The 18942-nt window shown below is 39.2% G+C and carries 23 protein-coding genes; all 23 read left to right on the plus strand.

Going from position 1 to position 18942, the window contains the following annotated elements:
- The first annotated feature begins 136 nt into the window (after positions 1–136).
- The 23 genes from K9L86_07520 (at position 137) to K9L86_07630 (ending at position 18937) form a co-directional block, all read left to right on the plus strand.
- The gene (locus tag K9L86_07520; protein ID MCF7908699.1) at positions 137–595 is read left to right on the plus strand and encodes an AIR carboxylase family protein; all 459 of its coding nucleotides are present in this window, start codon (positions 137–139) and stop codon (positions 593–595) included.
- Positions 592–1656, plus strand: a complete 1065-nt coding sequence (locus K9L86_07525) for a threonylcarbamoyl-AMP synthase (protein ID MCF7908700.1) — start codon at positions 592–594, stop codon at positions 1654–1656. The genes K9L86_07520 and K9L86_07525 overlap by 4 nt, the downstream gene beginning before the upstream one ends.
- Positions 1657–1672: 16 nt before the next feature.
- Entirely contained in the window at positions 1673–2122 is a 450-nt protein-coding gene (gene rpiB, locus K9L86_07530) for a ribose 5-phosphate isomerase B (protein MCF7908701.1), read from the plus strand.
- Entirely contained in the window at positions 2115–3362 is a 1248-nt protein-coding gene (locus K9L86_07535; protein MCF7908702.1) for a serine hydroxymethyltransferase, read from the plus strand. The genes rpiB and K9L86_07535 overlap by 8 nt, the downstream gene beginning before the upstream one ends.
- Before the next feature lie 8 nt (positions 3363–3370).
- Positions 3371–3853 carry a cytidine/deoxycytidylate deaminase family protein gene (locus K9L86_07540; protein ID MCF7908703.1) on the plus strand — a complete coding sequence of 161 codons (483 nt, stop codon included), beginning with the start codon at positions 3371–3373 and terminating at the stop codon, positions 3851–3853.
- A gap of 13 nt (positions 3854–3866) precedes the next feature.
- The gene (gene nrdR, locus K9L86_07545) at positions 3867–4328 is read left to right on the plus strand and encodes a transcriptional regulator NrdR (GenBank protein MCF7908704.1); all 462 of its coding nucleotides are present in this window, start codon (positions 3867–3869) and stop codon (positions 4326–4328) included.
- Positions 4328–4726: a bifunctional nuclease family protein gene (locus tag K9L86_07550; protein ID MCF7908705.1), complete on the plus strand. Its 399-nt coding sequence runs from the start codon at positions 4328–4330 to the stop codon at positions 4724–4726. The genes nrdR and K9L86_07550 overlap by 1 nt, the downstream gene beginning before the upstream one ends.
- A 30-nt stretch (positions 4727–4756) precedes the next feature.
- Positions 4757–6199: an HD domain-containing protein gene (locus tag K9L86_07555; protein ID MCF7908706.1), complete on the plus strand. Its 1443-nt coding sequence runs from the start codon at positions 4757–4759 to the stop codon at positions 6197–6199.
- 3 nt (positions 6200–6202) lie between these two features.
- Positions 6203–7141 (plus strand): macro domain-containing protein, encoded by a 939-nt coding sequence (locus K9L86_07560; protein MCF7908707.1) that lies wholly within the window; start codon positions 6203–6205, stop codon positions 7139–7141.
- Positions 7035–9263: an ATP-dependent DNA helicase RecG gene (recG, locus tag K9L86_07565; protein MCF7908708.1), complete on the plus strand. Its 2229-nt coding sequence runs from the start codon at positions 7035–7037 to the stop codon at positions 9261–9263. Before K9L86_07560 ends, recG begins: the two co-directional genes overlap by 107 nt.
- Positions 9263–9808 (plus strand): 16S rRNA (guanine(966)-N(2))-methyltransferase RsmD, encoded by a 546-nt coding sequence (gene rsmD, locus K9L86_07570; protein MCF7908709.1) that lies wholly within the window; start codon positions 9263–9265, stop codon positions 9806–9808. Before recG ends, rsmD begins: the two co-directional genes overlap by 1 nt.
- A 22-nt stretch (positions 9809–9830) precedes the next feature.
- Complete coding sequence (gene coaD, locus K9L86_07575; GenBank protein MCF7908710.1) at positions 9831–10307, plus strand: pantetheine-phosphate adenylyltransferase; 477 nt, start codon at positions 9831–9833, stop codon at positions 10305–10307.
- Between the two features lie 71 nt (positions 10308–10378).
- Entirely contained in the window at positions 10379–10750 is a 372-nt protein-coding gene (locus K9L86_07580) for a DUF177 domain-containing protein (GenBank protein ID MCF7908711.1), read from the plus strand.
- A 15-nt stretch (positions 10751–10765) separates the two neighbouring features.
- Positions 10766–10972 carry a 50S ribosomal protein L32 gene (gene rpmF / locus K9L86_07585; protein ID MCF7908712.1) on the plus strand — a complete coding sequence of 69 codons (207 nt, stop codon included), beginning with the start codon at positions 10766–10768 and terminating at the stop codon, positions 10970–10972.
- Positions 10973–10998: 26 nt separating this feature from the next.
- Complete coding sequence (plsX, locus tag K9L86_07590; GenBank protein ID MCF7908713.1) at positions 10999–12030, plus strand: phosphate acyltransferase PlsX; 1032 nt, start codon at positions 10999–11001, stop codon at positions 12028–12030.
- Positions 11984–12964, plus strand: coding sequence for a ketoacyl-ACP synthase III (locus K9L86_07595; protein MCF7908714.1), 981 nt, complete (start codon positions 11984–11986; stop codon positions 12962–12964). Before plsX ends, K9L86_07595 begins: the two co-directional genes overlap by 47 nt.
- 4 nt (positions 12965–12968) lie before the next feature.
- Positions 12969–13862 (plus strand): ACP S-malonyltransferase, encoded by an 894-nt coding sequence (fabD, locus tag K9L86_07600; GenBank protein ID MCF7908715.1) that lies wholly within the window; start codon positions 12969–12971, stop codon positions 13860–13862.
- Complete coding sequence (gene fabG / locus K9L86_07605) at positions 13852–14586, plus strand: 3-oxoacyl-[acyl-carrier-protein] reductase (protein ID MCF7908716.1); 735 nt, start codon at positions 13852–13854, stop codon at positions 14584–14586. The genes fabD and fabG overlap by 11 nt, the downstream gene beginning before the upstream one ends.
- A 22-nt stretch (positions 14587–14608) precedes the next feature.
- A complete protein-coding gene (acpP, locus tag K9L86_07610) occupies positions 14609–14854 on the plus strand; it encodes an acyl carrier protein (protein MCF7908717.1) in 246 nt (81 codons plus the stop codon).
- An 11-nt stretch (positions 14855–14865) separates the two neighbouring features.
- A complete protein-coding gene (fabF, locus tag K9L86_07615) occupies positions 14866–16101 on the plus strand; it encodes a beta-ketoacyl-ACP synthase II (GenBank protein MCF7908718.1) in 1236 nt (411 codons plus the stop codon).
- 13 nt (positions 16102–16114) lie between these two features.
- On the plus strand, positions 16115–17377 hold the full coding sequence (leuC, locus tag K9L86_07620) for a 3-isopropylmalate dehydratase large subunit (GenBank protein MCF7908719.1): 1263 nt from the start codon (positions 16115–16117) through the stop codon (positions 17375–17377).
- A 16-nt stretch (positions 17378–17393) separates the two neighbouring features.
- Positions 17394–17882, plus strand: coding sequence for a 3-isopropylmalate dehydratase small subunit (locus K9L86_07625; GenBank protein ID MCF7908720.1), 489 nt, complete (start codon positions 17394–17396; stop codon positions 17880–17882).
- On the plus strand, positions 17879–18937 hold the full coding sequence (locus tag K9L86_07630) for a 3-isopropylmalate dehydrogenase (protein MCF7908721.1): 1059 nt from the start codon (positions 17879–17881) through the stop codon (positions 18935–18937). The genes K9L86_07625 and K9L86_07630 overlap by 4 nt, the downstream gene beginning before the upstream one ends.
- Positions 18938–18942: the final 5 nt, after the last annotated feature.

Consider the following 18942-nt stretch of genomic DNA (forward strand, 5'->3'; position numbering starts at 1 on the left):
TGAAGATTTTAGTAATTTTAAATTACAATCTGATAAAAAAGTTTACCATTTATCTCCAGCCTAATGTAGGGCTTGCGATAAATGGCTTGATATTTTGAGAGTAGAATATACTGGACAATTAACATAGGAGAAAAAAATGAAATCAAAAATTGCTATTGTCTTAGGAAGTAAAAGCGATATTGTTAAATTAAAAGACGGGTTTGATTTATTTAAAGAGTTTAAGATTCCTTATACGGTGGAAGTTATCTCAGCTCATCGGAATCCTGAGAAATTACGTAAATACTGCCAGGGCTTAGAGAAAAAAGGTACGGAAGTGGTTATTGCCTGTGCTGGCATGGCTGCAGCCTTGCCAGGCTTTATTGCTTCTTATGTAAATATTCCGGTTATCGGTGTTGCTTTAAAAGGCGGGCTTCTTGATGGCCTGGATGCTCTTTTTTCAATGGTTAGCAGTCCCAAAGGCCTTGGTATGGCTTCAACTGGTGTAGGGGAAAGCGCTTTCATTAACGCTATAATTTTTTCTTTAGAAATACTCGCCCTCAAAGATAAAAATGCAGCAGCTACTCTTAAAAAGTTAAAAGCTAAATTTAAAAAGTGAATAAGTTATTCATCGATCCAAGCAATATTGACCAGTCTTTAGCTAAGCAGGCTGCGCTTAAGCTTTCGGAAGGAGGCATAGTGGCCTTACCTACCGAGACCGTATACGGCTTAGCTGCTCGGGCTGACAATAAGGAGTCGGTCGATAAGCTTTATGCCTTAAAGGAAAGACCGCGTGATAAGCCATTTTCCTTTGCTTTGGGCAGCGTTGAGGAGGTTTTTAAGAGTTATTTTAGTACCTTTGCACCTTTTGTTCATCGGTTGATTGAAAAGTTTTGGCCGGGTCCGCTTACACTTATTTATTATACCAACGATGATAAAAAGGTCGGCGTCCGGGTCCCTCAGCATGAGACTATCGCTCAAATTTTACAGAATCTTGGCGTAGCGGTGTGTTTACCTTCAGCTAATTTAAGTGGCCAGAAAGAATCAGTGACCGCCGAAGAGGTTGAGCGGGTTTTTGATTCTAAAATTGACTTAATCGTTGACAGCGGTCCTTGTCCTTTGGCTAAAGCTTCAACGATATTAGATCTCACTGAGAAACCTTTTAAGATCATACGTCAAGGTGCAGTTTCCGAAGAGGATATTGCTAAAGTATTTATCAAAAAGAGAGTGCTTTTTGTCTGCACCGGAAATAGTTGTCGTTCTCCGATGGCTCAATATTTGCTTGAGAAGTATTTGAGTGAAAGCAAGTTGTATTTTAAAGACAGATATGAGATAATTTCACGAGGTATATCTGCTTTTGAAGGTTCAAAGGCTTCCAAAGAAGTAGTTGAAATATTAAAAGATAAGGAAGATTTAGACTTGAGAGGTTTTTCAGCTAAAGCTCTAGATCGAGCAACGGTTCTTTCTTCAGATTTGATTTTTACTATGGAGGAGCGACAGTCTGAATATATTTTACGTTCGATGCCTACGGCTATTGGTCGAGTTTTCCATCTAAATAAATTTCTTCCGGCTAATCTAGAAAAGGATATACCTGATCCAATTGGTCAACCCAAGGCCGTCTATGAGAGGGTATATTTACTTATTAAAGAGGCAATTCTAGAGTTAAAGGATTGGGTTTAAACAAAATGAGGGGTAAATGAAGATAGCTTTAGCCAGTGATCATCGAGGGTTTAAGTTAAAGAATGTTTTAAGTGACTTTTTGAAAGATAAAGGTTATGATATTTTTGACTGCGGGACTTATTCTGAAGAGTCTTGTGACTATCCCGATTATACCTATTTGGCTGCCGATCGAGTTAGAAGCAAAAAGGCCGACCGAGCGATTGTGATTTGTTATACCGGGGTTGGTAGCGCAATTGTTGCCAATAAGGTGAAAGGGATACGTGCGGTTTTGGCTTATAACTTAAAGAGTGCTTATATGTCACGTCGTCATAATAATAGTAATATTTTAGTTCTGCCGTCATATCTTTTTAAAGTTGACGAAGCTAAAAAAATAGTTTTGCGTTGGCTAAAAGAGAGCTTTGAAGCTGGTAGACATGCTCGGAGAGTTAAGAAAATTCAAGAAATAGAGGAGAGGGAAAATGCTTGATAATTTGAAAAATATTGACAAGTCAATCTATGAATCAATAGCGAGAGAGCTTAAACGGCAGAAAGACCATATTGAGTTAATCGCCAGTGAAAACTTTACTTCGCCGGCTGTCTTGGAGGCTCAGGGTTCAGTGCTAACTAATAAATATGCCGAAGGATATGCAGGGGCTCGTTGGTATGGTGGCTGTGAGTATGTCGATGAAGCTGAACAGTTAGCCATTGAGCGAGTTAAGGGGTTGTTCGGAGCCGAATATGCTAATGTCCAGCCACACTCAGGCACGCAGGCTAATATGGCCGTAATGATGGCGGCCCTAGAGGCTGGAGACACTATGCTAGCCATGGATCTAGCTTGTGGTGGACATCTTTCACATGGCCATGCATTAAATTTTAGCGGTAGATTTTATAAGGTTGTCTCTTACGGAGTCAATAAAGAAACTGAAAGGTTGGACTATGATGAAATAGAAAGTTTGGCTTTAAAAAATAAGCCTAAGTTAATTGTTGCCGGAGCAAGTGCTTATCCGCGAATAATAGATTTTAAGCGTTTTAAAGAAATCGCCGATAAGGTTGGGGCACTGCTCTTAGTCGACATGGCCCATTTTGCTGGTTTAGTTGCCGCAAAAATACATCCTAATCCTTGTGAGTATGCTGATTTTGTAACTTCAACTACTCATAAAACTTTACGCGGGCCGCGTGGAGGTTTTATTTTGGCTAAGAAGGAATTTGCCAAAAAAATTAATACAACTGTTTTTCCAGGAATTCAAGGCGGGCCATTAATGCATGTTATTGCCGCTAAGGCAGTTGCTTTTAAGCTAGCTGCGACTAGCGAGTTTGTGGAGTATCAGAAGCAGGTAGTAGCTAATGCTAGTCATTTTGCTAGAAGTTTGCAGGATAAGGGCTATAGAATAGTTAGCGGAGGAACTGATACCCATTTGTTCTTGGTTGATTTATGCTCTAAAGATATCAGCGGTAAAGAAGCAACTTCGCTTTTAGGGAGTGTAAATATTACGATTAACAAAAATTTAATACCTTTTGATTCTAAACCACCGGCAGTTGCCAGCGGTATTCGTATTGGAACCCCGGCGGTTACAACTAGAGGGATGCGGTTAGTTGAGATGGAAAAAATCGCTGAGGCTATTGATTTGGTTTTAACTAATAAGGATAATCTTGAGATTTTAGAAAAAGTTAGGTCTTGGGTTGCTGAGCTAACTAAGAACTTTGTTCTTTATCCGGGTATTAATTAGACGATAACATGAGTGAAAAAATAAAGCGACCAAACTGGGATCAATATTTCATGAAGGCTGCTTTTTTAATCTCTGAGCGCTCAACTTGCCTTCGGAGAAGGGTTGGTGCAGTATTAGTTAAGGATAAGCAGATTCTTGCTACCGGTTACAATGGTGCTCCTTCGGGAATTACCCATTGTGATTTGAAAGGTTGCCTAAGAAGCGAATTGAATATTCCTTCCGGTGAGCGTCATGAGATTTGCCGGGGCTTACATGCAGAGCAAAACGTAATTTTGCAAGCTGCCTCTCACGGAGTATCAACCAAAAATAGTATTATCTATATAACTAACGTACCTTGTAGCATTTGTGCTAAGATGATTGTGAATGCTGGGATAAAGGAAGTTATTGTTTTCAATGAATATCCTGATAAAATGGCCCTTGAGTTTTTAGATCAGGCCAAAATAGGCTTAAGGAAGTTAGAAGATCCCGAATTAGTTAAACTGAAGAAATAAAACTTTAATTGAAATGAAATGTCCTTTTTGTAATCATAACGAAGACAAAGTAACTGATTCTCGTGAAACTTCTGAAGGCGCAGCTATTCGCCGTAGGCGTGAGTGTTCTAATTGCGGAAAGCGTTTCACTACCTATGAATATGTTGAAAAAACTCCTTTAATGGTAATAAAAAAGGATGGTCGGCGAGAAGCTTTTAGCCATCAAAAGATATTGAACGGACTGCTTAAGGCTTGCGAAAAACGGTCGGTTAGCATTGAGCGGCTAGAAAATATCGTCACTCAGATAGAGGTGGATTTGCAAAAAAAGTTTGAACAAGAAGTCGAGTCTCATCAAGTTGGTGAGGTGGTTATGGAAAAGTTAGCTGACTTAGATGATGTTGCTTATGTGCGTTTTGCTTCGGTTTATCGGCAGTTTAAAGATATTAATCAGTTTATGAGAGAACTGAAGGGTGTATTTAATAAAAAGGTCAAGTGATAGAACTAGAGCTTTCCAGAATTATTATTGACGAAGAAAAGAAAGAGCAGATTGTTGTGCTGAAAGAGAAAAAAGGTCAAAGATTGCTTCCGATTGTAATCGGCATAACTGAAGCTAGCGCGATTAAGATGAAGTTGAGCGGGTTTGAACCGCCGCGACCGTTAACTCACGACTTAATTTCATCGATTCTTGATAATTTAGGCACACGTTTAGAAAAAGTGGTTATCGATAATCTGATTCAAGGAACTTTTTACGCTAAATTACATTTGGCTTTGAATGGTGACATAGCTAAGATTGTTGATGCTCGTCCTTCAGATAGTATCGCCTTAGCGGTACGAACTAAATCACCGATTTTTGTAACCAATCAGGTTTTTAAGAAATTAAACCAATCCGGTTGATGCAAAATACCGGCTAACTCCTTTCGTGAAATGAATCTTTCCTCAAAATTAAAAAAAATTCCTAAAGTTTCAGTGCTTTCGGTAATTTGCAAAAAACGCAGTGTTAATCTTTGGCTGGTTGGTGGATTTTTGCGGGATGTCTACCTTAAAGTCGATAAGCCTTTGCTTGATTTTGATTTTTGCGTAGAAAAAAACACAACTGCCGTGGCCAGAGAATTTGCTAGGAAGATAAAAGCTAAATGCATTGTGTTGGATAAGGCTCATGAGAGTCTAAGAGTTATCCTGAAGAAAAAAAGTGTTTATTATACTTATGATTTTACCCGTTTGAGAGGTAAAGATTTTTTAGAAGATTTAGCTCTGCGAGATTTTTCAGTCAACACTCTAGCGGTAAAATTAGGCCAAAAACCGTTGGAATTAGTTGATTACTATCAAGGAAAGCGAGATTTAAATTCTAAAATTGCCAGAGTGATTAGAGAAAAAGTTATCGCCGACGATCCCTTAAGAATATTAAGAGGGTTTTTTTTGATGGCAAATTATAATTTTAGGATTGAACCGAGGACTTTGATGGTCATGAAAAAAAATAAGCACCTGATTAAAAAAGTTTCTTCTGAACGGGTAAGTGAGGAGTTTTTTAAGATATTAGGCGCAAAGAGTTCTTATAAAGTGATTAAGCTAATCGATCAGTTTAAAATTATCGATGAACTTATTCCCGAAGTGACTTCGATGCGCGGAGTCCGCCAGGGCAGTTACCATCATTTGCCGGTTTGGAAGCATTCTTTAGAAGCTTTGCGGCAGTTTGAACTTTTAATTCAAAAAAGGCTGATTAAAGATAAGGAAATCTATCGGTATCTAAATGAGGAAATTGCCTATCGAAGAAAAAGAGTTCAGATCATAAAATTGGCTTGTCTTTTGCATGATGTCGGAAAGCCCCAAGCTAAGAAAAGATTAAATAAAAAGACTATTTTTCATACTCATGAAAAAATAGGTCGAGATATGGTTGTAAAAATAGGCAAGCGAATGCGATTATCGGTTCGTGAAATAGAAGTACTTAAAAAACTAATCTTTTGGCATCTTAGACCCGGTTACTTGGCTGATCAGATGAATCCCACTAAGCGTGCAATTTATCGCTTTTTCCGCGACACCCAAAATGATGGGGCGGCAGTTATAATTCTTTCATTGAGCGACTGGCGGGCAACTTGTGGCCCGTTAATTAATCCCGCTAAGCGAAAAAAACACGAAAAAGTTATGTTGGGGTTAATTGATGGTTACTTTGTCGAAAATGACAAAAAACCTTTGCCTAAATTGGTCGATGGCTATGATATAATGAGGCAGTTTAAGCTTAAACCAAGCATCTTAGTTGGTAAGATTTTAGGAAAAGTTCATGAAGACCAGGCTTTAGGGAAGATTTCAACTAAGCAGGAGGCTTATAGGCTGGCTGAGAAATTAATTCCTAAAAAGGCCAAAAAGAAATAACCTATGAAGATAAACGATATTGAGATTATTGTTGTTGAGGGTGACATAACTGAGAACGCATCTGAAGCGATAGTTAATGCTGCTAACCATAAGTTTTTAATGGATGGTGGAGTAGCCGGAGTTATTAAGCGAAAAGGTGGGAAAGTAATTGAGGATGAAGCGGTGGCTAAGGGGCCGGTTGAGGTCGGTGAATCAGTAATAACCTCGGCTGGAAGCTTAGCAGCAAAATATGTTATTCATGCTTCAACCATGAAAATGGATTTTAAGACTAGTGAAGAAATAATTCGCAAAGCAACCTATCAGGCCTTGCTTTGTGCTCAAAGCAATAAAATTAAATCAATTGCTTTTTGTGCTTTAGGGTGCGGAGTGGGTGGCTTTAGCTATGAAGCTGCCTCTAAAATAATGGCCCAAGAAGTATTTAGATATATGCAGGAAGTTAAGGGCAAGACTTTAAAAAAGATAAGTTTTGTTTTAAATGCTAAAAAGTCATTTGATATTTTTAATAAAAATGTTGTTGATTATCTTGAATATATGAGTAAAAAGATGAGTCAGGGGCCTTTTCTTACTGTTGATGGAATTATTGAATACAAGAGCGGAATCGTTATGATTGAGCGAAGTAACCCTCCTTTGGGTTGGGCGCTTCCTGGAGGTTTTGTTGATTATGGCGAAAGCGTTGAGCAGGCAGTGGTTCGAGAAGTTAAAGAAGAGACTGGTCTTGATTTTTTAGACTTTAGGCAATTCAGAACTTGCTCAGAACCACAGCGGGATCCACGTTTTCATACGGTTTCAGTAATTTTTATCGGCCAGGGGAAAGGAATCCTTAAGGCTGATTCTGATGCAAAGAGCGCTAAAAGTTATCAGTTCGATAATTTACCTAAAAAAATTGCTTTTGATCACCGAGAAGTCATTGAAGACTACATTAAAACAAAAGCCAACCGTTAACCTTAAAGGTAAACTAGATAAAGACAGCTCAATACGTTACCTGAAAGGTGTAGGGCCAGCTAAAGAAGTCATTTTTAATCGCCTTGGCGTCTATGGCTTGCGTGATCTTCTTTTTTATTTCCCTTTTCGTTATCAAGACCGCCGAAACTTTACCAAGATAAAAGATCTCAAGGTTGGTGAATTTTCAGTAATTAAAGGTAAGGTGCTAGCTGTAAATTTGAAAAAAATACCCTACTTTGTGCGCAAGCGCAAGGTTAAAAGTATTTTTGAAATCATTCTAGATGATTCATCAGCCAATCTACGCTGTGTTTGGTTTAATCAGGCTTATCTTGCTGAAAGTATAACTCAAGGATCAGAACTTATTCTTTGCGGAAAGTTAGCTCATAGTAAAAGAGGGATTCAAATGGTTGCCCCTGAATATGAGCTAGTTGAAAAAAGTGATTCCTTGAATATAGGTAAGATTGTAGGAGTTTATCGGCTTCCAGCTGAGTTTAATCAGCGGTTTATGCGTAAACTCATGCTGACAACCATTCAAAGTTATTGTTCTGGTTATCCGGATCCCTTACCTTTTCAGATACGTAAACAAAGAGATATCCCTAATATTGTAAAGGCTTTTGAAGAGATGCATTTTCCGACTTCTTTCGCTGAGGTTGAGCGTGCTCGAGAAAGATTTATTTTTCAGGAGTTATTCTTTTCGCAAATTTTAGTGTATTTGCGTAAGGCAAAACATCGTCTTCAGAAAGGTCCCCGGTTTAAAGTTAGACAAAGTCTTTTGGATAAGTTACGGAAGGTTTTTTCTTTTGAGTTAACTGATGATCAGGAGAAAGTTCTATCGGAAATTCTGAGCGACTTAGAGAAGTCTTACCCGATGCATCGTCTCTTACAGGGTGATGTCGGTTGTGGAAAGACAATAGTTGCGGCCTTTGCTATGGCTGCATGTGTTGATTCTGGATTCCAAGCGGCACTTATGGTCCCTACTGAAGTTTTAGCTTATCAACACAGGGAGACTTTAGAGAGTTTATTTAAGAGCTTACCTTTTAATAAGGGTAAGCGAAGCGGCGGCTTAACGATTAAAGTGATTACTTCTTCTTTGCCTAAGTCAGAGATAGATAAGATATATCAGGATTTAAGAAAGGGGACAATTAGGGTTATTGTTGGGACACATGCGCTTATTCAAAGTGAACTAAAGTTTAAAAACTTAGGCTTAGCAGTAATTGATGAACAGCATAGATTCGGAGTTGCCCAGCGGGCCCTACTTCCCAAAAAAGGGATAGATCTCATGCCGCATTGTTTGGTCATGAGTGCCACTCCGATTCCAAGAAGCTTAGCTCTTTCTTTATATGGAGATTTAGATTCTTCAGTTATTAGTAAATTGCCTAAGGGCAGAATTGCTCCTTCGACGCTTTGGCTTAAGGAGGATAAACGTAAGGAAATGTATGATTTTTTAGAAAAGCAACTTAAAAGCGGTCGCCAGGCCTATATAATTTATCCTTTGATTGAAGAAAGCCAGGATGAGGATCTACAGTCTTTGGAGACGATGTATGACAAAATTTCAAGGCGGTTTAAGGGATATTCTTTGGGCATGCTACATGGCCGCTTGAAGATCGATCAAAAAATAAAAGCGATTAATGATTTTAAAAATAACAAAACTCAAGTGTTAGTTTCGACTACCGTAGTTGAAGTAGGGGTGAATGTTCCTAATGCTACGGTTATGGTGGTTGAAAATCCTGAGCGGTTTGGATTAGCCCAGTTACATCAGTTAAGAGGCAGGATTCAACGCTCAAAATATAAGCCTCATTTTATTGTTATTAGTAAAACTGAACTTAGTCAAGCTGCTCAGCATAGATTAGAGGTTATTTCTAAAGAAGCCAACGGGTTTAAGATTGCCGAAGAAGATTTGCTCTTGAGAGGGCCCGGTGATTTTTTTGGTAATTTACAGCATGGTTTACCTCAATTAAAGATTGCCAATCCTTTGCGTGATTTAGATATCCTTGGTCAAGCTCGGGTATTTGCTTATCAGGTGATTAAGAGTGATCCTAGTCTTGCTAAAAGAGAGCATCATTGCATAAAGGAGTATCTTTTTTCTAGGAATGATTTGGGCGAGAAAGGAGCAAAAGGGTAATGAGGATTGTTAGCGGAAAACTAAAGGGAAGAAAACTGGTTGCCGCCGGCAAGACTCGGCCGGTATCGGAGAGGATAAGAAAATCTTGCTTTGATATATTAGCCGATGAGGTTCAGGATAAGAAGGTTTTGGATTTATTCGCAGGAAGTGGCGCCTTAGGATTAGAGGCTTTATCACGCGGAGCCAAAGAATGCATTTTTGTTGATTCAAGTAATTCAGCTAAAGGAGCCATAAAAAAGAATATTTTAAGCCTTAACCTTGAGGCTGAAACTGAGCTATATTTAAAGGATGCTTTTTTGGCAATCGAAGCTTTTTACCGCCGCCAGGAAAGGTTTAGTTTGGTCTTTTTAGATCCCCCTTACTATCGACAAATGCTTACAAAAGCCTTGCAACGAATTAGCGAATATGATATAGTATGCCCTTCCGGTTATCTGGTTGCTTTTTGTTATGAAAAAGACGATTTTGTCACTGAAATCAGTGGTTTTTCTCTAAAGGTTAATAAAAAATACGGTCAAACAGTCCTCTTAATTTACGTTAAAGCTTAAGAAGTCTAAAAGGTTAATTATCATGAAAGCAGCTATTTATCCAGGTACTTTTGATCCGATAACTAACGGCCATCTTGATATTATCAAGCGGGCTGTTTCAATCTTTGGTCAGGTTACGGTTTCAGTAGTTAAAAAGAGCTACAAAGGCACATATTTTTCTTACCCGGAAAGGTTAAGATTGGTTAGAGAATCTACTAAAAATATAAAAGGGGTTAAGGTTGAGGGTTTTGGTGGTTTGGTCGTTGATTTTGCCCGCAAAAGGAAAGTAAAAGTAATTGTTCGGGGCTTGAGGATGATTTCTGATTTTGAATATGAATTTCAGATGGCTTTGACTAATCGCAATTTATCACCAGAAGTTGAGACAATTTTTCTTATGCCACACCCAGAGTATTCTTATATTTCTTCTCGTTTGATAAAAGAGGCAGCTAGCTTGGGGGCTGATCTCAAGAAATTTCTTCCCTTACCAGTGCTTAAAGCTTTAAGGGGCAAGCTCAAGTGAAGATCTCGATTGAGAGTATTAATGATAAAAAAAACCATCTCGAGGAAGACATCCCGGCTAAGGATTGGGAGATGGATAGTTCTGATGTTATTTTTGTAGGTTCGATACACGTTGATTGTAGTTATTTTAAAGTTCATGAAGAGGTAGTTGTTGAGGCAGAGATAACTACTCAGAGAGATATTACTTGTTCTCGTTGCTTGAATCTTGCTCATCAGACTCAAGTTAATAATTTTAGCCGTAGTTATTCGACCAAAGAACTAGGTGAGTATTTAGATTTAAGCCAGGACATTCGGGAGGAAATTTTACTTAACTTCCCGGCTAAACTTTTGTGTACTCCCGATTGTAAAGGGATTTGTGCTGGTTGCGGGGTTGATTTGAATGTTGATCAGTGTAAATGTAAAGAGAGTCCAAAGTTTAAGAAAATTAATAATATAGAGTATTAAGTTTACGGAGGTAATATGGCTCATCCAAAAAGAAAGACTTCTCGTTCCAGAGGTAGAAAAAGGAGGACTCATCAGAAAGTTTCGATGCCTTCTTTAGTGAATTGCTCTCATTGTAAGCGTCTTAAGCCTACACATATGGTTTGTCCCTTTTGTGGCTACTACAAGGGCAAAGAAGTTATAGAAATCAAGCTCAAAGAGAAGAAGAAAAAAACGAACCGTTAATTTTTTCTAGCCTTGAAGATCAAAACATGAATTACAAAATAGGTTTAGATGTTTCCGGAGGAGATTTTGCACCTGAGGCAATTATCAAAGGGGCTCTTTTGGCTAAAAAAGAGCTTGAACAAGACATTGTTCTAATTGGGGTTAAGTCCGAGATCGAGCAGCAGCTAAAGTTGAATAATTGTTCAGTCGATAAATTCGAGATTGTTGATGCTTCGGAGAAGATTGAGATGGCTGATTCTCCGACGGTCGCAGTTAGAAGAAAGAAGAAATCATCAATTGTTATTGGAGCTGATTTACTACGTGATAAAAAAATAGATGCTTTTGTCTCTCTTGGTAATACCGGAGCAGTTGTGGCGGCCGCTACCTTGCGTTTAAGGATGATTGAGGGGGTCGAGCGTCCGGGAATTGCGCTTTTAGTGCCGAGCAAGACCGGCATCTCTTTAATGATTGACGTCGGGGCAAATATTGATTGTAAACCACTGCATCTTCTTCAATATGGGATAATGGCTTCAGTTTATTATAGCTCAGTATTGAACAAAGATAATCCTACCGTAGGTCTGCTTAATATTGGCGAGGAAGCCTCTAAGGGATTGAGTATGCTTAAGGATTCACACAAGCTTTTTGAAGCTTCATCACTTAACTTTACCGGCAACGTTGAGCCTAAAGAGATTTTTTCCGGTAAGTGTGATTGTATAGTTTGTGATGGCTTTATTGGCAATGTTGCCTTAAAGGTTGCTGAGGGCAGTGTGAAAACTGTGGGTCGGTTCCTTATTGAAAGTATGAGTGAGGGCTTTTTAGGTAAATTAGGTTTATTGCTTGCCTCGTCTAATTTGAGAAAGTTCAAACGTAAAATGGACTATTCTGATTGGGGAGGAGCTCCACTGCTCGGGGTTAACGGGATTGTGATTATTGGCCACGGCCGCTCTAATGGTCTGGCTGTTAAAAATGCGATAAAGGTTGCGGTAAGAGAGCTAAAAAGAAATTTAACCGAAGAGATAAAGGAAAAAGTTGATGAAATCTGCAAAGATAGCAGGGTTAGGCAAATACTTACCAGTTAATTGCCTAACTAACGCCGATTTAGAAAAAAGAGTAGATACGACTGATGAGTGGATTACTACTCGTACCGGCATAAAAGAAAGAAGAATCGTTACTAAAGGTCAAGCAGCATCGGACTTAGCCTATCAAGCATCGTTAGTTGCTTTAAAGCGGGCCGGCATTTCAGCTAAAGACATTGACTTAATCATCGTTACCACGATTACTCCCGATAGCCAATTTCCTTCAACTGCTTGTTGTCTTCAGGGTCAGCTTAAGGCCGCTAAAGCTGCTTGTTTTGATCTTTCGGCTGCTTGTTCAGGATTTGTTTATGGTTTAACAGCTGCTTGGCAGTTTATAGCCGGCGGTCTTTATAAAAATATTTTAGTTGTTGGCAGTGAAGTTCTTTCAAACATAACTGATTGGAATGATCGCTCTACTTGTGTTTTATTTGGAGATGGTGCCGGAGCCGCGATTCTAACTGCTACCGAAACTGATGGTTTTTTAAGTTCTTATCTAGGGGCAGACGGTTCTCAAGGGGATATTTTAAACCTGCCAGCCGGAGGTTCACGCATTCCTACTTCAATTGATACAGTGAATGAACGAATGCATTATATGAAGATGAAAGGTAATGAGTTGTTTCGGGTTGCTGTAAGGGTGATGGTTAAGGCAGCAAAAAAGTCATTAGTCGAAGCAAACCTGAGCATAGATGATGTGGATTTATTTATTCCTCATCAGGCTAATCAGAGAATAATTGATGCTGTGGCAGCTCGAATGGAGATACCTAAGGAGAAAATATATCTTAACGTTGCTCGGTACGGTAATATGTCTTCGGCATCAAGTGCAGTTGCTTTGTGCGAAGCCTGGGAAGAGGATAGAATTAAAAAGGGCGATATAGTTGTTTTGGATACTTTTGGCGGAGGATTAGTTTGGGGGAGCTGCGCGATAAAGTGGATTTAAGCAAATGAAAGCAATTATTTTTCCTGGTCAAGGTTCTCAATACGTGGGCATGGGGAGGAGTCTTTATGAGAGCTTTCCTAAAGCTCAAGATATTTTTTCTTCGGTAGACAGTATTCTTGGTTTTAAACTGTCAGTTAAGTGCTTTCAAGGTCCCCAGGAGGAGTTGAAAGATACTTCAATCCAGCAGCTGGCTATTCTAACTGTTAGTTTGGCAGCTTTCGAAGCTTTAAAGGCCAAAAATATAAAGTTTGATTATTTAGCCGGCTTAAGCCTTGGTGAATATAGTTGTCTTTATGCTTCAGGGGTACTTTCTTTAGAGGATGTAGTGACCTTAGTAAATCAAAGAGCTAAGGCTATGCGTGAGGCAGCGGCAATGAATTCTGCTACCATGCTTGCGGTCATTGGTTTAACTAGGGAATCTTTAAGAGAGAGCTCTTTAAAATTGGGGTTTTATATTGCTAACATAAATTCACCAACTCAGACAGTCATATCTTTAGATCAAGCAAAAAGAGAGGTTGTTCGTAAATCCTTAGAGGTTCAAGGAGCAAAAGTTATCGAGTTGGCGGTTAGCGGTGGGTTTCATTCGCCGTTTATGGATTCGGCCAAGGCTGCCTTGTCTGAGGTTGTTGATACTTTAAATTTTTCTGACGCCAGCATTCCAATAATAAGCAATACTACCGCCAGGGCTCATACAAAGGCTTTAGAGATAAAAGCGAATCTGATAAGTCAGCTTAATTCTACTGTTTTATGGAACGATTGTGTAGACTTTATGGTTGCTAAGGGTGTATCAGAGTTTTTTGAGGTCGGACCCTCTAAAGTGTTAAGAGGCTTAATGAGAAAGATAAACCCGGAAATTAAGGTTATTAATCTAGAGAAGAAGGAGGACTATGAACTTTGAAGGAAAGGTTGTTCTTGTTACCGGAGCAGCTCAGGGCATTGGTAAGCAGATTGCCTTAGATTTTGCTAAGGCTAAAGCTCGGGTTGTTATTATTGATCTAAGCTCAGAGGCCTTGGCTTCAGCTCAAAAAGATATAGCTGCCTATTCAGAATGCGCTTATTATTGTGTCGATGTCACTGATGGTAAAGGAGTTGAGGAAGTTATAAACAAAATTATTGACAAGTTTTCAAAGATTGATATAGTAGTTAACAATGCGGGCATAACTAAGGATAATTTAATTCTTAGGCTCTCTGAAAATGATTGGGATAAGGTAATCGCAGTAAATTTGCGAGGGGCATTTCTTTGTTCTAAATTAGCCGCTAAAATTATGCTTAAACAGCGTAGCGGCAAGATAGTTAATGTTTCCTCGATAATCGGCATAGTTGGCAATGCTGGCCAGTCAAACTATTCAGCCTCTAAGGCTGGTTTGATTGGTTTGACCAAGTCTTTGGCTAAAGAGCTAGGCTCACGTAGCATATGCGTTAATGCCGTTGCTCCTGGTTACATTCAGACCAAAATGACCGATAAGTTATCGGACAAGATAAAAGAGGAAATGCTTAAGCGCATACCTTTGAACAGGCTCGGTGCACCAGCTGATGTATCAAATGCAGTGTTATTTTTAGCATCTGAGGCAGCTGATTATATAACAGGACAAGTTGTTGTTGTTGATGGTGGAATGATTTAATGAAAGCAAAAGGAGGTTTGAGATGGGTGTTGACGAAAAAGTCAAAGACATTATCTCTGAACAGTTAGGAGTAAAGAAAGAAGAAATTAAGCCAGAGAGTTCCTTTATTGATGATTTAGGGGCTGATTCTTTGGATACAGTGGAAGTAGTTATGGCTCTAGAGGAAGAGTTTGGAATTGAAATTCCTGACGAAGATGCTGAAAAGATAACTACGGTTGGTGAAGCAGTTAAATATATTGACAATAAAGTTACCAAAAAAGAATCCTAGTTTTTTGAAAGATGCGACGTGTAGTTATAACCGGATGCGGGGTGGTATCTTCCGTAGGGTTAGAAAAGAACTCTTTTTGGGATTCTTTAGTTAACGCTAAGAGCGGTGTAGGCGAAATCACTCATTTTGATGCCAGTGAATTTGATTCCCGAATAGCCGGTGAAGTAAAGGATTTTATCCCGCCCTCCTTTTTATCCCACAAAGACCTTAGAAGGACCCCACGCTTTGTTCAATTCTCTATAAAAGCTACTGAAGAGGCTTTAGCTGAGAGTGGAATTAGTTCCGACAAGATGGATCCTTACCAGATTGGTACAATTATCGGTACTGGAGTGGGAAGTCTTGAAACGGTTGAGCGGGAATATAAAATTCTTTTGGAAAAGGGGCCGAGGCGGCTTTCGCCTTTTATGATTCCAATGCTTATTACCAATGAGGCTGCCGGAAATGTGGCAATTCATTTTAAGTTAAAAGGGGTTAATTTTTGTACAGTTACGGCTTGTGCTTCAGGAGCCCACGCTATCGGCGAAGGTTATTTAGCTATTAAATATGGTAGAGCCACAGTGATGGCTTGTGGTGGTACAGAGGCCTGCATTGTTCCTTTGGGCGTTGGCGGGTTTTGTGCAGTCAAGGGTCTTTCAAAACGAAACCATGAGCCGCAAAGAGCTTCTCGGCCTTTCGATAGGGAAAGAGATGGTTTTGTTATGGGCGAAGGAGCTGGCATGGTTGTTTTAGAGGAGCTTGAGCATGCTAAGAAAAGAGGCGCTTTTATCTATGGAGAGCTGTGTGGATACGGGGCAACTTGTGATGCTTACCATATAACTGCTCCTGATCCTGAGGGTGGTGCTGCCTCAAAAGCAATTTCCTTAAGCTTAGAAGAAGCTAAAGTTAATATTGACACGAAGGTTTACCTTAACGCTCACGGAACAAGTACTCAGTTGAACGATAAGATGGAAACTAAAGCAATAAAAATGGTTTTTGGTTCTTCAGCTAAGGATGTTATGATAAGTTCGATAAAGTCAATGACCGGACACACTTTAGGAGCTGCCGGAGCAATCGAGTTTATTACTTGCTGCTTGACGCTTAAAAATAAAGTAGCGCCTCCTACGATTAATTATGAGAATCCTGACCCTGAATGTGATTTAAATTATACACCTAATGAAGCAAGGCCTTTTGAAGGAGAAGTTGCTTTATCTAATTCTTTAGGGTTCGGGGGTCACAACGCCACTCTTTTGGTTAAAAAATTCAAATAAGCTAATTGCAGTTATGGGTTTAACATTAATTGAAAAGATCTTATTGAAGCATTCTCTATCTAAAAAGTTAGAGGATTTTATTTATGCAAAGGTAGATTTTTGTTTTGGTAATGACATTACTGCCCCTTTAGCAGTTAAAGAATTCAACCAAGCGAAGTTTAACTCGGTATTTAACTCTCAAAAAATAGGTTTTATTTGTGACCATTTTACTCCGGCTCGGGACTTAAAGGCAGCCAATAATGTAAAGCTACTTAAAGATTTTGCCGATAAGTTTAAAATTAAACATTTTTATGATATTGATGTTTGCGGAGTCGAGCATGCTTTCTTGCCGGAGTCGGGCTTGATTAAACCGCTGGAGTTAATTATTGGAGCTGATTCTCATACCTGCACTTATGGCGCTCTCGGGGCAGCAAGTTTTGGTGTTGGTTCAACCGACTTAGCCGCGGCAATTAAATCTGGCAAAGCTTGGTTTAGAGTGCCGGAGACTATAAAGTTTGTTTATCAAGGAAAGTTAAAGCCTTATGTATCGGGTAAGGATTTAATCCTTTATACCATTGGCAAGATCGGAGTAGATGGAGCTTTATATAAGGTTATGGAGTTTTCCGGTCCGGTTATTAGAAATTTAGCTATCGACGATCGCTTTACTATGTGCAATATGGCTATTGAGGCCGGTGGCAAGACCGGGATTATCGAGCCAGATGAAAAAACGGTTAAATACTTAAAAGGTGCTGGGGTTAAAGCTAAGGATATAAAATTAGAAAAAAGTGATTCCGATGCTAAATATAGTAAGATTATAAAAATAGATGTAAGTAAAATTAAGCCGCAAGTTGCTTGTCCGCATTTACCAAGTAATGCAAAGAGTGCAGCTAGTTGCAGCAAAGTTAAACTTGATCAAGTTGTGATCGGTTCTTGTACTAATGGTAGATTAAGCGATTTAGCTATTGCTGCTAAAATACTAAAAGGCAAAAAAGTTAAAAAAGGTTTGCGGGCAATAGTCATACCGGCAACTCCTAAGATTTATAGCCAGGCTGAAAAAGCAAAATATCTAGAAATATTTGCTGAGGCCGGGTTTATGATTTCACCGGCTACTTGTGGGCCTTGTTTAGGCGGCCATACCGGAATTTTAGATAAAGGCGAAGTCGCCTTGGCTACGACCAATAGAAATTTTATCGGTCGGATGGGTGATCCGGGGAGTTTTGTTTATCTGTCCAGTCCGGCGGTAGCTGCTGCTTCGGCAATTACCGGGAGAATCACTGACCCTAACGATATTAGTTAATAAACTAAGTTGTAAGATGACGATTAAAGGAAAAGTTCATAAATTCGCCAATAATATAAATACCGACGATATTATCGCGGCCAAGTATTTAGATTCTCAGGATGATGAATTCTTAGGGTCAAAATGTATGGAGAATATTGATCGTAATTTCATAAAACGAGTTAAAAAAGGTGATATAATAGTAGCCGGCAAGAATTTTGGTTGTGGCTCAAGTCGTGAGCATGCGCCGGTTGCAATTAAGGGTTGTGGAGTGTCTTTAGTTATTGCTGAGAGTTTTGCTCGTATTTTTTATCGTAATTCAATCAACGTCGGTCTTCCGATACTGGTTTGCAAACAGGCCAAGCAGATTAAAGTTGGTGAAAGTTTAGTGGTTGATTTAGAAAAAGGGTTAATAAATATTTCTAGTTCCGGTAAGCAGTTAGTTTGTGAGGCTTTTCCGGTTTTTATGCAGGAGATTATCTCTTCAGGGGGGCTCTTGAAGTGGCTTAAACAGAAGGAGAAATGATGAAAGAGTATAAAATAGCAGTTATTCCTGGTGATGGCACCGGACCTGAAGTGGTAGCTGAAGGATTAAAGGTTTTAGATGTAGTTTCAGCTAAGTATGGTTTTAAATGTCAGACTGTTAATTATGATTTTGGCGGAGACCGTTACCTAAGAACTAAAGAAGTTTTACCTGCTTCGGCCGCCCAAGAGCTTTCTGGTTTTGATGCCATTTTTTTAGGAGCAATCGGTCATCCTGATGTTAAGCCGGGAATCCTAGAGAAGGGTATTTTGTTAAGTCTACGTTTTGCCTTAGATCAATATATAAACTTAAGGCCGGTTAAGCTTTATGATAGCCGGTTTTGTCCGCTTAAGGATAAAACTCCTGAGCAGGTAGATTTTGTTGTGGTTAGAGAGAATACTGAAGGGTTATATAAGGGAATGGGGGAGTTTAAAGATAAAGGAACTGCCAATGAGGTAGCTACCCAGATTTCTTACAATACTAAGGCTGGGGTTGAACGCTGCCTTCGTTATGCCTTTGAATATACGCGCAAACGTAACAAAAGGAAGATGTTGACGCTTTGCGGTAAAACCAATGTTTTAACTTATGCCTTTGATCTTTGGGAGCGAACATTTTACGAAGTAGCCAAAGACTATCCAGATATAAAAACTGACTATGCCCATGTTGACGCAACTTGTATGTGGATGGTTAAAAATCCCGAATGGTTTGATGTTATTGTTACTGATAATATGTTCGGAGACATTATTACTGATTTAGGAGCGATGGTTCAAGGCGGAATGGGTATTGCTGCCGGAGGAAATATTAATCCTAAAGGAGTAAGTATGTTTGAGCCTATCGGTGGAAGCGCTCCTAAATATACCGGAAAGAATGTAATTAATCCTTTAGCTGCAATTTGTGCTCTTTCAATGTTGCTTAGTCAGATTGGTGAAGAAAAAGCAGCCGAGGCAATTGAGAGTTCAGTTATTAAGATAGCCCGGGAAAATTTAAAAACCCTTGGAGCCGGAAGAATGGGTTATTCAACGACTGAGGTCGGGGATTTAGTAGTTAAGAATTTGTAAATAGA

This window comes from Candidatus Omnitrophota bacterium, from assembly GCA_021735655.1.
Lineage (GTDB): Bacteria > Omnitrophota > Gorgyraeia > Duberdicusellales > 4484-171 > JAHKAJ01.